Consider the following 14,234-nt stretch of genomic DNA (forward strand, 5'->3'; position numbering starts at 1 on the left):
GGTCGACGACCTCCTGGACGAGGTGCGCCGCGTCGCGGCCCAGGGTTACCGCACCCTTGTCACCACGCTCACCAAACGCATGGCCGAGGACCTGACCGAATACCTGCACGAACAGGGCATCCGCGTCCGCTACATGCATTCCGACATCGACACGATCGAACGGATCGAGATCCTGCGCGACCTGCGCCTGGGCGCCTTTGACGTGCTGGTCGGCATCAACCTCTTGCGCGAGGGGCTGGATATCCCCGAATGCGGCCTCGTCGCCATTCTGGATGCGGACAAGGAAGGCTTCCTGCGCTCGGAAACCTCGCTGATCCAGACCATCGGCCGCGCCGCCCGCAACGCCGATGGCCGCGTCATCATGTATGCCGACCGCATCACCGGCAGCATGGAGCGCGCGCTGGCCGAAACCGACCGCCGCCGCGCCAAGCAGATCGCCTATAACGAGGAACACGGGATCACCCCCGCCACGGTGAAAAAGAATGTCGAGGACGTGCTGGCCGGCCTCTACAAGGGCGACACCGACATGAACCGGGTGACCGCCAAGATCGACAAGCCGCTGCATGGCGGGAACCTGGAGGCGGTGCTGGACGGTCTGCGCGCCGACATGCGCAAGGCCGCCGAGAACCTGGAATTCGAAGAGGCCGCACGCCTGCGCGACGAGATCAAGCGGCTGGAAGCGGTGGACCTGGCGGTGTCAGACGACCCCATGGCCCGGCAATGGGCGGTCGAGAAAGCCTCGGAAGAGGCGGTCCGGTCCAAGGGTCGGAGTACGGCGGGCAGACCGGGGCAGCGGGGCGGGAATGTGAAGCGGAGGGGGCGGTGATTATGTTAAAGAATGCAGAGGCTTTTAGTCGTCGAGCATGGGCCGAAGCACCAAGTTGGCTGTGTCCCAAATGCAAAAATGGCACTTTGATCAAAAAGGATAAACTCTCCAAAGATATTGAGCACGGATGGTCCGAAGATGCGCATCGCCATGAGGCATGGGAACCTGAATGGGTGTCCGGCGCATTTTTTTGGACTATGTGTTGTTCATCCCAGGATTGTAGGCACTTTGTTATTGTCACTGGTGAAACGGGGGTCGATTGGGATATTCAGGACAATGGCGCTGGGTCGGAACAGATTTGGTTGACATACTTTGTGCCACGCTCGTTTAGTCATGCACCACCGATTTTTATTATCCCAGAGAAAACCCCAGACAATGTTAGGGCTTTGGTTGAGGCGAGTTTCCATCTTTTTGGGGTTGATGCAGCGAGTTGCTTGAATAGGATTCGAGTTTGCATTGAAGAATTATTGACAATTGAAAAGGTTGCGCGATTTAGAATATCCAACGGGAAGCGCAAGATAATTCCCCTTCACAGTCGGATTCAGGCGTTCAAGGAAAAGAATGACCAAGTTGGTGAACTCCTGATGGCGTTAAAGTGGCTCGGAAATGATGGTAGTCACTCAAATGCCAGAGCTAAACATATTGAGCGATCTCACTTATTGGATGCGATGGAAATCCTGGAGTACAGCCTGGAAGCCATTTTCGACCCGAAGAGTGCATCTCTTGCCAAGACCGCAAAAAAGATAAACAAGAAAAAGGGAATATAACCAGCGAGCTTTGGGTGGGCAGTCCTGCCCACCATCCCACCATCGAATATTGACTCCACCCGCTGCATTGGTGGGCAAACTGCTCACCCTACGGCGTCACTCAATCATCTCGCCGGTGGGCAGTCCTGCCCACCCTACACTACTCGCCAAACCCGCCTTCGGTCGGGGACCAAGCCATTGCGCATCGGCACAATCGGGCGGTGTTGCCTTCGGAGCGAGCGGGCCGGGGCAGGGCGGTCTGTCCTGCCCCGGTCAATCGCAGGGGGCCGGATCAGCTCCGCGATGGGTAGATGCCGAACAGGGCGATGCAGTATTTCAGGCCAAGCGACGGCTGGTGGTTTTCCTGCGGAAGACCCTGACCGGTGCTCAGAACTGTGGTGGTGACACCGGTGGTCGCGGCTCCGTTTGCCATGACCTCGTCGGGTTGCGCCGTGTTGTAGGTCGCGGCCGGGGTCGTACCCAGAACCGCGTTGCCGGGCTCTTGTATATTGGCGTCGTCACTGCTCACATGGATCGAGGTCGATGCATTGCTGGTGGCCAGGTGGGTGTGCGGCGCCATCGTCGCGATGGTTTGGGTGGTGGTGGGTTGGCCAAGTCGTTCACCCTGTGTGATGGGCTGCAAGCCGGGGCCGGTGCCGACACCGATGGCGACGCGCCCGCGCAGATCGGGCAGGGCGAATGTGGTGCGTCCGTCACCGCCGTACATAGTGCCCAGCAACGAGAACAGCGTAGTGTTGGACGAGATGGGCAGCAGTGCCCCGTTGGCCTCGGCCCAGCCGCGCGGGCAGAAATTGAAACCGGCAAGCATCAGCTCGCCGACAAACGGCTCGGCCCCGGCGCGCGCCTGCGATGCGGGAGCGATCAGGCCCAAAGAAAGGGCCGCAGCGGCCGCGAATGTGGTAAATGCAGTCTTCGACATCTCAATCCTCCAGAAATTTTGGCGCGCTCACAGGGGCACGCGCCACCACTTTGAGGGAGAATCCGTCATCGCGATGCAACCTAGATCACATAGAACGCAGTTATTTTTCAAAAATGTATGATCTTGGGTATCAAGATGAGATTAAGTGCAGACAAAAAAAGGGTAACGGTTCACAACACGCAAGGCTTGCTTTCGCGTGAACTCGGCGAACGGGGTGACCGCGCAGCGCCCGCCGACCCGGTACGGCTTTGTCCTGTTCCGCTATGGACAATGGGGATCGTCCTTGCTAAGTGCCACCAATCTTGCGCCCTGGGATTCGTCCCGGGGCTCGTGATTTTTGCAGCCGGGGACCTTCGGGGCCCTATACCACGGGCACCTACGGGGGCCTCAATACATAGGCGGGGCAACCCGCCGTTGCTAAACGGAAGACAGAAAGCATGGCACTCAAGTCGTATAAGCCGACGACGCCGGGCCAGCGCGGGCTGGTGCTGATCGACCGTTCGGAGCTTTGGAAAGGACGTCCGGTCAAGTCTCTCACCGAGGGTTTGACCAAGTCGGGCGGCCGGAACAACACCGGACGGATCACCTCGCGTCGCCGCGGTGGTGGGGCAAAACGCCTCTACCGGATCGTTGACTTCAAACGGAACAAATTCGATGTGGCGGCCACCGTCGAGCGGATCGAGTACGACCCGAACCGGACCGCATTCATCGCACTGATCAAATACGAAGACGGCGAGCAGGCCTATATCCTGGCCGCACAGCGTCTGGCGGTCGGTGACAAGGTCGTGGCATCCGCCAAGGCCGACATCAAGCCCGGTAACGCGATGCCCTTCTCGGGCATGCCGATCGGTACCATCGTGCACAACATCGAGATGAAGCCCGGCAAGGGCGGTCAGATCGCACGTGCCGCCGGCACCTACGCCCAGTTCGTGGGCCGCGATGGTGGCTACGCTCAGATCCGCCTGAGCTCGGGTGAACTGCGCATGGTGCGTCAGGAATGCATGGCCACCGTCGGTGCCGTGTCGAACCCCGACAACAGCAACCAGAACTACGGCAAGGCCGGCCGTATGCGCCACAAGGGCATCCGTCCGTCGGTCCGCGGTGTTGCAATGAACCCGATCGACCACCCCCATGGTGGTGGTGAGGGCCGCACCTCGGGTGGCCGTACGCCGGTGACCCCGTGGGGCAAGGACACCAAGGGTACCCGTACCCGCAACAAGAACAAAGCGTCGCAAAAGCTGATCATTCGCTCGCGTCACGCCAAGAAGAAAGGGCGTTAAGCAATGTCTCGCTCTGTTTGGAAAGGTCCTTTCGTCGATGCTTATGTCCTTAAAAAGGCAGCAGCAGCGCGCGAGTCGGGCCGCAACGAAGTCATCAAGATCTGGTCGCGCCGGTCCACCATCCTGCCCCAGTTCGTGGGTCTGACCTTTGGCGTGTACAACGGCCAGAAGCACATCCCCGTCAACGTCTCCGAAGACATGATCGGTCAGAAGTTCGGTGAATACTCGCCGACCCGGACCTATTACGGTCACGCGGCTGACAAAAAAGCGAAGCGGAAGTAAGTCATGGGCAAGGAAAAGAACCCCCGCCGCGTGGCCGAAAACGAAGCAATGGCGAAAACCCGCATGCTTCGCACCAGCCCGCAGAAACTGAACCTGGTTGCAGCGATGATCCGCGGCAAGAAAGTTGGACAGGCCCTGACCGACCTGACTTTCTCGAACAAGCGGATCGCGCAGGACGTGAAGAAATGCCTTCAGTCCGCCATCGCCAATGCCGAAAACAACCACAACCTGGACGTGGACGAGCTGATCGTTGCCGAAGCATGGGTTGGCAAGAACCTGGTCATGAAACGCGGCCGTCCGCGGGCCCGTGGCCGGTTCGGCAAGATCATGAAGCCGTTCTCGGAGCTCACCATCAAGGTGCGTCAAGTTGAGGAGCAAGCCTAATGGGACATAAAGTCAATCCGATCGGCATGCGTCTTCAGGTCAACCGCACCTGGGACAGCCGCTGGTACGCAGATACCAAGGACTATGGCAATCTGCTGCTTGAAGACCTCGCAATCCGCGAGTTCATCAAGGAAGAGTGCAAGCAGGCCGGTGTCGCCCGTGTGATCATCGAGCGTCCGCACAAGAAGTGCCGCGTGACGATCCACACCGCGCGTCCGGGCGTGATCATCGGCAAGAAAGGCGCTGATATCGAGACCCTGCGCAAGAAGCTGGCGAACATGACCGACAGCGAGCTGCACCTGAACATCGTCGAAGTGCGCAAGCCCGAGATGGATGCTCAGCTGGTCGCCGAGTCGATCGCCCAGCAGCTGGAACGCCGCGTGTCCTTCCGCCGTGCGATGAAGCGCGCGGTGCAAAACTCGATGCGGATGGGTGCCTTGGGCATCCGTGTGAACGTCGCCGGCCGTCTGGGCGGTGCCGAGATCGCACGGACCGAGTGGTATCGCGAGGGCCGCGTGCCCCTGCACACCCTGCGTGCCGACATCGATTATGCTCTGGCCGAGGCCTCGACCCCTTACGGGATCATCGGGATCAAGGTCTGGATCTTCAAAGGCGAGATCCTCGAGCATGATCCGCAGGCGCGTGACCGCAAGGCACAGGAACTCCAGGACGGTCCGGCCCCGCGTGGCGCCGGTGGCCGCCGCTAAGGAGGATTAGAGATGCTGCAACCAAAGCGCACTAAATTCCGCAAGATGTTCAAGGGCCGTATCCACGGTCTGGCAAAAGGCGGAAGCGACCTGAACTTCGGCACCTATGGTCTGAAGGCTCTGGAACCCGAGCGGGTTACCGCCCGCCAGATCGAAGCCGCACGTCGTGCCATGACGCGTCACATGAAGCGTCAGGGCCGCGTCTGGATCCGGATCTTCCCGGATACGCCGGTGACCTCGAAGCCGACCGAAGTCCGTATGGGTAAAGGTAAGGGTTCGGTGGATTACTGGGCCTGCAAGGTCAAGCCCGGTCGCGTGATGTTCGAGATCGATGGCGTCAATGACGAAATCGCCCGCGAGGCTCTGCGCCTGGCTGCGATGAAGCTGCCGATCAAGACCCGCGTCGTGGTCCGCGAAGACTGGTAATTTCGGTTCTTTGCTAGAACGAGAACCCCCGCCGGGCGACCGGCGGGGGTTTTCTGTTCTACGCTGCGCGCCTTACCAGTTGCCGGACTGGCGAAGCCTCGTCTGCTCAATCTGGTCAACTCCGCCAGTATCTCGTGCAATCGACATGACATCATCGCGTGTCAGCCCGATGTCGCGCAATCCGCGGTCCGATAGCAGGGACAAAGTGGCCATCGCCTGCCAGCGGAGCAATAGCCCTTGGGCGATCAAACGGAACCGATTTATGGAAAGGGCATTGTGAAGTCGGGTCTGCTCGGTTGCGGCATGTGCGAGGGAGATCATCTGTCGTAGTCCTTGTTCGGGGTTCATCTGACGACAGGGTGCCACCTCAATCATGGCGCGGGGCAGTGTAGGAAGTGAACCAGAACCGGTACAGCTTCTGTACTGGAGCGAAATCCCGGGCCCGGATAGACTGTCACATACCCTACAGACCAGAAGATGGAGGTACGAGATGACGACCAAACCGTTTGGTCTCTTTTGCCCGACTTCCAAGGCTTGCGAAGTCCTCAATCCCCGTTGGACCATTCAGATCCTCGGAGAGCTCTCCACCGGTTCGACCCGTTTCAACGATATCAAGCGCGGCCTACCGGGAATCTCGCCGACTCTGCTGGCCAAACGCCTGAAAGAGATGCAACTGAATGGACTTGTCGAACGGATCGATGACCCAGCCAGCGGGGTCATAGACTATATCCGTACCGAGAAGGCCGTCGAACTGGACCCGATCCTTGAAGGTCTCGCGCGATGGGCGCAGCGCAATGTAACTGTCGATGTGGCGCTCGAAGACCGTGATGCGGATGTCCTGATGTGGACCCTTCGAAACCGGATCGTGGTCGATGCGCTGCCGCCGGGCCGGACAGTTGTCCGTTTCAACTTTTCGGACGCAACCTCGCCTGCGTCAACCTATTGGCTGGTCGTTCGTCCGGGTGTTCCGGTGGAACTTTGTGCTGCGGACCCCGGCTTTGACGTGGATTTGTTCATCGAGACGGGTGTGTCCGTGATGACCGGCATCTATCTTGGCCGGATGTCTTACGGTCGCGAGATCGACAGCGGGAGGTTTTTCATGTCAGGAGACAAACGACTGGAAAAGACGATCGGGAGATGGCTCAGACTAAGCATGTACGCCGGGGTCGAGGGTCTGGCTCGGGCCGTTTGACATCGAATATTGCTGTCGCGGCGACTGGCTCTCGCGCGTGTTCCCGGGTTGGTCTATGACTCCGCCATGTCCCAAATCGAATCCCTATTTGTTACCCGCCTCTACCGTGCCCGCCTGTCCGAACATGGCCCCGCCATCGACCCGGACGAGATGGAGGCGTCCTGCTATTCAATCGCCGAGGATGACGAGGCCGGACAGGAATGGTGCGAGGAAAACGGTTATCCCGGCTATACCTCTTACGCCTCGCTTACCGATCTGCCCTGGCGGTTCCCGATCTTCGCCGATCTGGTCACATCGCTCGACGCTCATGTCGCGGGTTTTGCGGCCGATCTGGAGTTCGATCTGGACGGGCGCAAATTGGTGCTCGAGGATCTCTGGATCAACATCCTGCCGCAGGGCGGCATGCATTCCAGCCATCTGCATCCGCATTCGGTGATCTCGGGCACCACCTATGTCGCCATGCCCGACGGCGCCAGCGCGCTTAAGCTGGAAGACCCCCGCTCGGGCCGGATGATGGCGGCGCCGACGCGCACCAAGACCGCCCGGCGCGAATTGCAGCCCTTCATCTATATGAAACCCGATGTGGGCGACGTCCTGCTGTGGGAAAGCTGGCTGCGCCACGAAGTGCCGATGAACATGTCCGAAGAGGAACGCATCTCGGTCAGCTTCAACTATCGCTGGGAATAATCCCGGCGCCGACAGCACCGGATTTGACCGAAGTCATGGGGATCACGCGCGCGTTGCTCTAGGCTGGGGGCGCTGCGTTGGCGTGACGCGCCAGCGGCGGCGCTTGTCCCTGGTCGCGAGTGTGCCATGCCGCGTATCCCTGTTCCCCTGTTGGCCGCCCTTCTTGCCCTGTTTCTGACAGCGCCCGCGCTTGCCCAATCGGCCAACCCACATCGCTTGTACGAGGAACGCTGCGCCGGTTGCCATCTGCCGCATGCTGGCGATTTCGTCTGGCAGGATCTGGCGCTGACGCAAGAGGGGTTGACGGGGCAACGGTCGGGACGCTCCGTCGCCGCGATGCTGGCGGCGGGCCATGGCCGCCTGACCCCGCAGGAGGCTGCGATCCTGCTTGACCATTTCGACACCATCCGTGCCTCGGGGCAGCTGTTCCGGCAGAAATGCCGTGCATGTCATGTCTCGGCCCACGATCTGGCGCGCGACGGTCTGATTCTGCGTGAGGGGGTGCTGACCGGCCGCTACACGGATCGGGATATCGCGGTGTTCCTGGTGGGGCACGGCCGGCTGACCCCGAAACAGGTCGCCCAGATGCTTGAGGTGTTGAAACGCGCGACTGCCAACCCCTAGGCCCTCGCGCCGTGCTTGAATGCAACCGAGGGGACCGCTATCGCTGAAAGGGGGTCGGAGAAATACCGGCGGGACTAGCGGATATCGCGCATGGATCTGGGGTTCATCATCGAAGGCTGGGCGGGGCATCTGTCCTATCTGCTGCTCGTGCTGTCGATGCTGATGCGCCACATGTTGTGGCTGCGGCTGTTCGTGATCGCCTCGGCGCTGGCGGGCATCGCGTTCGATCATTTCTGGCTGCAAAACCCGGTCGGCGTATTCTGGCAGAGCCTGCTGGTGCTAGTGAATGTGGCGGAGCTGACCCTGCTCTGGCGCAACGACCGGCGCGCGCGGTTCACGGCTGAGGAGGACCGGTTTCGCGAAACCCTGCTGAGCGGCCTCTCGCCGGGGCGTACCCGCCGGTTGCTGGATATGGGGCGGTGGGAAACGCTGCCATCCGAAACGGTGCTGACGCATGAAGGGCAGCCACCCGAGTTCCTGACCTATGTGGCGTCCGGCGTGGTTCGGATTGAACGACAGGGTCGGCTGCTGCGGCTGGTGGGCGAGGGCCATTTCATCGGCGAGATGTCCCTGATGGGAGATGGTCTGGCAGTGGCGACGGCGGTGATGCAAAACGAGGGATGGGTCTGGCGGATCGAGCGGCCCAAGCTCGACCGCCTGCGCGAGAGCAACCCGGCGGCCATGGCGGCCGTCGAGGCGGGTGTTGCCCGCGACATGCGCGCCAAGCTGGCCTATCAGAACGCCGGTGCCGAAACCGCTGTTCGACCGGCTGGCGGGACGGCCGACTGACAGCAGGTCGCCGGTGTGGAGCGCGGGCGAACTTTCCCTTGCCCTCCCATGGCAACTCTCCTATAGAGCGGCATCTTGCGTTCCCCCGCGCCAGCGGGGGATTCGCTTGTTTGTCATTCATCCACCAGGTCAAGGGTGACCCGGCCACGGGGCCCTCTGGTGTTTTGAGCAAAGGAAAAGGCGATGAACGCCCAGGAACTGCGTAACAAGACCCCGGATCAGCTCCGGGAAGATCTGGTCAACCTGAAAAAGGAGGCGTTCAACCTGCGCTTCCAGCAGGCCACCGGTCAGCTCGAAAGCACGGCCCGCATCCGCACCGTCCGCCGCGACGTTGCCCGTGTGCAGACCGTGTTGAACGAAAAAGCCGCTGAAGCTGCGAACTGAGGAGCCTGAGAGATGCCCAAACGTATTCTGCAAGGCACCGTGACCAGCGACGCCAACGCACAGACCGTGACCGTCCTGGTGGAGCGTCGCTTCACCCACCCGGTTCTGAAGAAGACCATCCGTAAGTCCAAGAAATACCGGGCTCACGATGAAAAGAACGCTTTCAAGGTCGGCGATACTGTCCGCATCATCGAATGCGCGCCGAAATCGAAAACGAAACGCTGGGAAGTTCTGGAAGCCTAAGAGTCTGATTGCTCAGACTCCTGGCGACTAGGCCTCTTGGCACAGTCGAAACCCTGGGGATACCGCCACGCATCGGCGCCCCAAAGGTCGGGAGAAACCACATGATCCAGATGCAAACCAATCTGGATGTTGCTGACAACTCCGGCGCTCGCCGGGTTCAGTGCATCAAGGTTCTGGGTGGTTCCAAGCGTAAATACGCCTCCGTCGGCGACATCATTGTCGTCTCGGTGAAGGAAGCCATCCCGCGCGGCCGCGTGAAGAAAGGTGACGTCCGCAAGGCCGTCGTCGTGCGCACCGCCAAAGAAGTCCGTCGCGAAGACGGCACCGCGATCCGTTTCGATCGCAACGCCGCCGTCATCCTGAACAACAACAACGAGCCGGTCGGTACCCGTATCTTTGGCCCGGTTGTTCGTGAACTGCGCGCGAAGAACTTCATGAAAATCATCTCGCTCGCTCCGGAGGTGCTGTAATCATGGCCGCAAAACTCCGCAAAGGCGACAAGGTCGTCGTGCTGGCCGGCAAGGACAAGGGCAAAGAGGGGACCATCTCCTCGGTTGATCCGAAAGCCGGCAAAGCTGTTGTCGACGGCGTGAACATCGCCATCCGTCACACCCGCCAGACCCAGACCTCGCAAGGTGGCCGCCTGCCCAAGGCACTGCCGATCGACCTCAGCAACCTGGCGCTGCTGGACAAGAACGGCAAGGCAACCCGCGTCGGCTTCCGCATGGAAGGTGACAAGAAGGTCCGTTTTGCCAAGACCACGGGGGACGTGATCGATGCTTGATGCTGCAAACTATACCCCGCGTCTGAAAGCCCAGTACGCAGAAACCATCCGGGCCGCTCTGAAAGAAGAGTTCGGCTACAAGAACGACATGATGATCCCCAAGCTGGACAAGATCGTTCTGAACATCGGTTGCGGTGCCGAGGCGGTGAAAGACAGCAAGAAGGCCAAATCAGCTCAGGAAGACCTGAGCAAGATTGCCGGCCAGAAAGCCATCACCACCAAGGCCAAGAAGTCGATCGCCGGTTTCCGCGTTCGTGAAGAAATGCCGATGGGTGCCAAGGTAACGCTGCGCGGTGAGCGCATGTATGAATTCCTTGATCGTCTGATCACCATCGCGATGCCCCGCATCCGCGACTTCCGTGGTGTGAAGCCCTCGTTCGATGGCCGTGGCAACTTTGCCATGGGGATCAAGGAGCACATCGTGTTCCCGGAAATCGACTTTGACAAGGTCGACGAAGTCTGGGGCATGGACATCATCATCGCCACCACTGCGAAAACCGACGCCGAAGCCAAGAGCCTGTTGAAGCATTTCAACATGCCCTTCAACGCCTAAGCGCGCGAGGATTAGACATGGCTAAGAAAAGCATGATCGAACGCGAGAAGAAGCGCGAGCGCCTGGTGGCACAATATGCCGCAAAGCGCGCCGAGCTGAAAGAAATCGCAAACGACGAGAGCCGCCCGATGGAAGAGCGCTTCAAGGCGCGTCTGCAACTGGCGAAACTGCCGCGCAACAGCTCGGCAACCCGTCTTCACAACCGCTGCCAGCTTACCGGCCGTCCGCATGCTTACTATCGTAAGCTCAAGGTCAGCCGGATCATGCTGCGCGAGCTGGGGTCTGCTGGTCAGATCCCCGGCATGGTGAAATCGAGCTGGTAAGGAGAGAGTGATATGAACGATCCTATCGGCGATATGCTCACCCGTATCCGCAACGCTCAGCTGCGCGGCAAGACCACGGTCAGCACCCCCGGCTCGAAACTGCGCGCCTGGGTTCTGGATGTACTGGCGGACGAAGGCTATATCCGCGGCTACGAGAAGTCGACGGATGCCAATGGCCACCCGACGCTGAACATCGAGCTGAAATACTACGAAGGCGAACCCGTCATTCGCGAACTGAAGCGGGTGTCGAAACCCGGTCGTCGCGTTTACATGGGCGTCAAGGACATCCCCTCGGTCCGTCAGGGCCTGGGCGTGTCGATTGTCAGCACTCCGAAAGGTGTGATGTCGGACGCGAACGCTCGCTCCAACAATGTTGGCGGCGAAGTGCTCTGCACCGTCTTCTAAGGAGGTCTGCAAATGTCTCGTATTGGTAAGAAACCGGTCGAGCTGCCCAGTGGCGTTTCCGCCTCTGTGTCGGGCCAGACCATCGAAGTGAAGGGCCCCAAGGGTGCCCGTACCTTCACCGCCACCGACGACGTGACCATCACCGTCGACGGCAATGTGGTGAGCGTCACCCCCCGTGGCATGTCCAAGCGGGCACGCCAGCAGTGGGGCATGTCGCGTACCATGGTGGCCAACCTCGTCGCCGGCGTGACCGAAGGCTTCAAGAAAGAGCTGGAGATCACCGGTGTGGGTTACCGCGCCAACGCACAGGGCAACACGCTCAAGCTGAACCTCGGCTACAGCCACGATGTCGACTTCGCCGTTCCGGCGGGCGTCACCGTGAGCACGCCGAAGCAGACCGAGATCGTTGTCGAAGGCATCGACCAGCAACAGGTTGGTGAAGTGGCTGCGAAAATCCGCGAGTGGCGTTCGCCCGAGCCGTACAAAGGCAAGGGTATCCGTTACAAGGGCGAGTTCATCTTCCGCAAAGACGGCAAGAAGAAGTAAGGACGCGAACAATGGCAAACAGCAAACGTACCCTGTTTCTGAAACGCCGCCTGCGCGTTCGGAACAAGCTTCGCAAGGTCAACGCCGGGCGCCTGCGCCTCAGCGTGCACCGCTCGAACAAGAACATCAGCGCCCAGCTGATCGACGACGTTCGTGGCGTGACCCTGGCGGCAGCCTCGACCATGGAAAAGGACCTTGGCGTTGTTGGCAAGAACAACGTCGAAGCGGCCAAGAAGGTGGGTGCGGCAATCGCCGAGCGCGCCAAGAAGGCTGGCATCGAAGAGGCCTATTTCGATCGTGGCGGCTTCCTGTTCCACGGCAAGGTGAAGGCCCTGGCCGACGCCGCGCGTGAAGGCGGTCTGAAGATCTAAGACCTGAGGGGGGCGCCTGCCGCCCCCCCGATGATCCGGGGCCGCGCCCGCGTGGCCACCATGGATCGGAGACAACGGCGCCCAGGCGCCAACAGAGAAAGAGGAATGCCGCATGGCAGAACGTGAAAACCGCCGGGGCAACCGTCGCGACCGCGAGGAAGCAGCCCCCGAATTCGCCGACCGTCTGGTCGCGATCAACCGCGTGTCGAAAACCGTCAAGGGCGGTAAGCGCTTCGGCTTCGCCGCTCTGGTGGTCGTGGGCGATCAGAAAGGCCGCGTCGGCTTTGGCAAGGGCAAGGCAAAAGAAGTGCCCGAGGCCATCCGCAAGGCAACCGAGCAGGCCAAGCGCCAGATGATCCGCGTGCAGCTGCGCGAAGGCCGCACCCTGCATCACGACATCGAAGGCCGCCACGGCGCCGGTAAGGTCGTCATGCGCGCCGCGCCCGAAGGTACCGGTATCATCGCCGGTGGTCCGATGCGCGCCGTGTTCGAAATGCTGGGTGTCAAGGACGTCGTGTCCAAGTCGCTGGGCAGCGCGAACCCCTATAACATGATCCGCGCCACCATTGACGGCCTGAAAAAAGAGCAGAGCCCGCGTTCGGTCGCACAGCGTCGTGGCAAGAAGGTCGCCGACATCCTGCCCAAGCGGGACGAAGCACCGGCTGCTGAAGCCGCTGAAGCCTAAGGAGACGCACCCATGGCAAAAACCATCGTCGTCAAGCAGATCGGCTCGCCGATCCGCCGCCCCGCCGACCAGCGCGCAACCCTGGTTGGTCTGGGCCTGAACAAGATGCACAAGACCCGCGAGCTGGAGGATACCCCCTCGGTCCGCGGCATGATCCGCAAGATCCCGCATCTGGTCGAGATCGTCGAAGAGCGCGGCTAAGCCCCTCTCGACAGACAGTTGAAACGCCCCCGGTTCGCTGGGGGCGTTTTTTTGCGTCGTGCGGATCAATTTCGCGTGTTTGGACGAGGCACGGGATGCGGTGCCGCCGACGTCCGCCTAACCTGCCTGACATGGCCCGTATTGACTATTTCTATTCCGCCCATTCCGCCTATGCCTATCTCGGCGCACAGGAGCTGTACCGCATCTGCGCCGCCCACCCGGACACGGAGCTGGTGCATCGCCCCATTCTTCTCAGCCCGGTGGTCGAAGCGGCGGGCGGCCTGTCCTTCGCCGCGCGCAGCCAGGCGCATGTAGACTATTTCTTTGGTCGCGAGATCGAACGCTGGGCCGAATGGCGCGGCGTTCCGGTAATTGATCATCGCCCGACCTATCACGACAATCCGCTGGACCTGCCCAACGGTCTGATCATCGCCGCGCAGAGGGACGGATTGGATGTAAACGCGCTGTCCTTTGCGATTCTACAGGCGCATTGGCGCGACGATGCGGATATCGCCGATCCCCGACTGTTGAGCGAGCTGCTCGCGCGGCTGGGACTGCCGGTCGAGCCGTTGATGGCGGCGGCCCGATCCGCCCCGGCAATCGACGAGCAGGCCGTCAATACGCAAGAGGCGATCGACCGCGCGCTGTTCGGCTCTCCGACTTATGTGGTCGATGGAGATCCGTTCTATGGCCAGGACAGGCTGGAACTGGTGGCCCGCGCCCTGACGCTGCCGTTTCGGCCGGGCTATTGGCACAATCCGCCGGTCGGATGAGCCAAGCCATGCCGCCGCTGCATGGCGGCTAGACCAAAGCACCTCTTGCTGATGCTGCGGTGCAGCACTATCTGCCAGCCATG

The 14,234-nt window shown here is 60.8% G+C and carries 25 protein-coding genes; 23 read left to right on the forward strand and 2 right to left on the reverse strand.

Annotated elements, in window-relative coordinates; all coding sequences use genetic code 11:
- Both AC2FL1_RS16925 and AC2FL1_RS16930 read left to right on the forward strand, forming a co-directional pair.
- Positions 1–826: helicase-related protein (locus AC2FL1_RS16925; RefSeq protein ID WP_496877725.1), on the forward strand; the 826-nt coding region annotated here is incomplete at its 5' end.
- Positions 827–828: 2 nt separating this feature from the next.
- On the forward strand, positions 829–1,593 hold the full coding sequence (locus AC2FL1_RS16930; protein ID WP_496877726.1) for a DUF8608 domain-containing protein: 765 nt from the start codon (positions 829–831) through the stop codon (positions 1,591–1,593).
- Positions 1,594–1,864: 271 nt separating this feature from the next.
- Here AC2FL1_RS16930 and AC2FL1_RS16935 read toward each other — a convergent pair whose 3' ends face one another.
- Positions 1,865–2,512, reverse strand: coding sequence for a phage tail protein (locus tag AC2FL1_RS16935; RefSeq protein WP_496877727.1), 648 nt, complete (start codon positions 2,510–2,512; stop codon positions 1,865–1,867).
- 437 nt (positions 2,513–2,949) lie between these two features.
- On the opposite strand from AC2FL1_RS16935, the gene rplB reads away from it, so the two are divergent.
- From rplB to rplP, 5 genes are read left to right on the forward strand one after another with little or no spacing between them, the layout of a single operon-like run.
- A complete protein-coding gene (gene rplB / locus AC2FL1_RS16940) occupies positions 2,950–3,792 on the forward strand; it encodes a 50S ribosomal protein L2 (protein WP_496803067.1) in 843 nt (280 codons plus the stop codon).
- 3 nt (positions 3,793–3,795) lie between these two features.
- A complete protein-coding gene (gene rpsS / locus AC2FL1_RS16945; protein ID WP_093029006.1) occupies positions 3,796–4,074 on the forward strand; it encodes a 30S ribosomal protein S19 in 279 nt (92 codons plus the stop codon).
- A 3-nt stretch (positions 4,075–4,077) separates the two neighbouring features.
- Positions 4,078–4,458: a 50S ribosomal protein L22 gene (gene rplV / locus AC2FL1_RS16950; protein ID WP_234140484.1), complete on the forward strand. Its 381-nt coding sequence runs from the start codon at positions 4,078–4,080 to the stop codon at positions 4,456–4,458.
- A complete protein-coding gene (gene rpsC / locus AC2FL1_RS16955) occupies positions 4,458–5,165 on the forward strand; it encodes a 30S ribosomal protein S3 (RefSeq protein WP_011046247.1) in 708 nt (235 codons plus the stop codon). Before rplV ends, rpsC begins: the two co-directional genes overlap by 1 nt.
- A 12-nt stretch (positions 5,166–5,177) precedes the next feature.
- Complete coding sequence (gene rplP, locus AC2FL1_RS16960; protein ID WP_011046248.1) at positions 5,178–5,591, forward strand: 50S ribosomal protein L16; 414 nt, start codon at positions 5,178–5,180, stop codon at positions 5,589–5,591.
- 72 nt (positions 5,592–5,663) lie between these two features.
- On the opposite strand, the gene AC2FL1_RS16965 is transcribed toward rplP, so the two are convergent.
- Positions 5,664–5,912, reverse strand: a complete 249-nt coding sequence (locus AC2FL1_RS16965; RefSeq protein ID WP_496825490.1) for a YjiS-like domain-containing protein — start codon at positions 5,910–5,912, stop codon at positions 5,664–5,666.
- 169 nt (positions 5,913–6,081) lie between these two features.
- On the opposite strand from AC2FL1_RS16965, the gene AC2FL1_RS16970 reads away from it, so the two are divergent.
- The 16 genes from AC2FL1_RS16970 (at position 6,082) to AC2FL1_RS17045 (ending at position 14,151) form a co-directional block, all read left to right on the forward strand.
- Entirely contained in the window at positions 6,082–6,783 is a 702-nt protein-coding gene (locus AC2FL1_RS16970) for a winged helix-turn-helix transcriptional regulator (protein ID WP_496825491.1), read from the forward strand.
- Between the two features lie 66 nt (positions 6,784–6,849).
- Entirely contained in the window at positions 6,850–7,470 is a 621-nt protein-coding gene (locus AC2FL1_RS16975; protein ID WP_496825492.1) for a 2OG-Fe(II) oxygenase family protein, read from the forward strand.
- 126 nt (positions 7,471–7,596) lie between these two features.
- Entirely contained in the window at positions 7,597–8,094 is a 498-nt protein-coding gene (locus AC2FL1_RS16980; protein WP_496877728.1) for a hypothetical protein, read from the forward strand.
- A 90-nt stretch (positions 8,095–8,184) separates the two neighbouring features.
- The gene (locus AC2FL1_RS16985) at positions 8,185–8,883 is read left to right on the forward strand and encodes a Crp/Fnr family transcriptional regulator (RefSeq protein ID WP_496825494.1); all 699 of its coding nucleotides are present in this window, start codon (positions 8,185–8,187) and stop codon (positions 8,881–8,883) included.
- 183 nt (positions 8,884–9,066) lie between these two features.
- Positions 9,067–9,267 (forward strand): 50S ribosomal protein L29, encoded by a 201-nt coding sequence (rpmC, locus tag AC2FL1_RS16990; protein WP_234140496.1) that lies wholly within the window; start codon positions 9,067–9,069, stop codon positions 9,265–9,267.
- Between the two features lie 12 nt (positions 9,268–9,279).
- A complete protein-coding gene (gene rpsQ / locus AC2FL1_RS16995) occupies positions 9,280–9,510 on the forward strand; it encodes a 30S ribosomal protein S17 (protein WP_011046254.1) in 231 nt (76 codons plus the stop codon).
- A gap of 101 nt (positions 9,511–9,611) precedes the next feature.
- Positions 9,612–9,980 carry a 50S ribosomal protein L14 gene (gene rplN, locus AC2FL1_RS17000; protein ID WP_005621870.1) on the forward strand — a complete coding sequence of 123 codons (369 nt, stop codon included), beginning with the start codon at positions 9,612–9,614 and terminating at the stop codon, positions 9,978–9,980.
- Between the two features lie 2 nt (positions 9,981–9,982).
- Entirely contained in the window at positions 9,983–10,294 is a 312-nt protein-coding gene (gene rplX, locus AC2FL1_RS17005; RefSeq protein ID WP_234140497.1) for a 50S ribosomal protein L24, read from the forward strand.
- Positions 10,287–10,847 carry a 50S ribosomal protein L5 gene (rplE, locus tag AC2FL1_RS17010; RefSeq protein WP_496877729.1) on the forward strand — a complete coding sequence of 187 codons (561 nt, stop codon included), beginning with the start codon at positions 10,287–10,289 and terminating at the stop codon, positions 10,845–10,847. The genes rplX and rplE overlap by 8 nt, the downstream gene beginning before the upstream one ends.
- A 17-nt stretch (positions 10,848–10,864) precedes the next feature.
- Positions 10,865–11,170, forward strand: coding sequence for a 30S ribosomal protein S14 (rpsN, locus tag AC2FL1_RS17015; protein ID WP_234140500.1), 306 nt, complete (start codon positions 10,865–10,867; stop codon positions 11,168–11,170).
- A gap of 12 nt (positions 11,171–11,182) precedes the next feature.
- Complete coding sequence (gene rpsH, locus AC2FL1_RS17020; protein ID WP_234140501.1) at positions 11,183–11,575, forward strand: 30S ribosomal protein S8; 393 nt, start codon at positions 11,183–11,185, stop codon at positions 11,573–11,575.
- A 12-nt stretch (positions 11,576–11,587) separates the two neighbouring features.
- Positions 11,588–12,121, forward strand: a complete 534-nt coding sequence (gene rplF / locus AC2FL1_RS17025) for a 50S ribosomal protein L6 (RefSeq protein ID WP_496825498.1) — start codon at positions 11,588–11,590, stop codon at positions 12,119–12,121.
- 11 nt (positions 12,122–12,132) lie between these two features.
- On the forward strand, positions 12,133–12,492 hold the full coding sequence (gene rplR, locus AC2FL1_RS17030) for a 50S ribosomal protein L18 (protein WP_234140503.1): 360 nt from the start codon (positions 12,133–12,135) through the stop codon (positions 12,490–12,492).
- A 112-nt stretch (positions 12,493–12,604) separates the two neighbouring features.
- On the forward strand, positions 12,605–13,177 hold the full coding sequence (gene rpsE, locus AC2FL1_RS17035) for a 30S ribosomal protein S5 (protein ID WP_011046261.1): 573 nt from the start codon (positions 12,605–12,607) through the stop codon (positions 13,175–13,177).
- Between the two features lie 12 nt (positions 13,178–13,189).
- Positions 13,190–13,378, forward strand: coding sequence for a 50S ribosomal protein L30 (rpmD, locus tag AC2FL1_RS17040; protein ID WP_234140505.1), 189 nt, complete (start codon positions 13,190–13,192; stop codon positions 13,376–13,378).
- Positions 13,379–13,509: 131 nt separating this feature from the next.
- Positions 13,510–14,151, forward strand: a complete 642-nt coding sequence (locus AC2FL1_RS17045) for a 2-hydroxychromene-2-carboxylate isomerase (RefSeq protein ID WP_496877730.1) — start codon at positions 13,510–13,512, stop codon at positions 14,149–14,151.
- The last annotated feature ends 83 nt before the right edge of the window (positions 14,152–14,234 follow it).

It is taken from the genome of Ruegeria sp. YKSF070 (assembly GCF_059612725.1).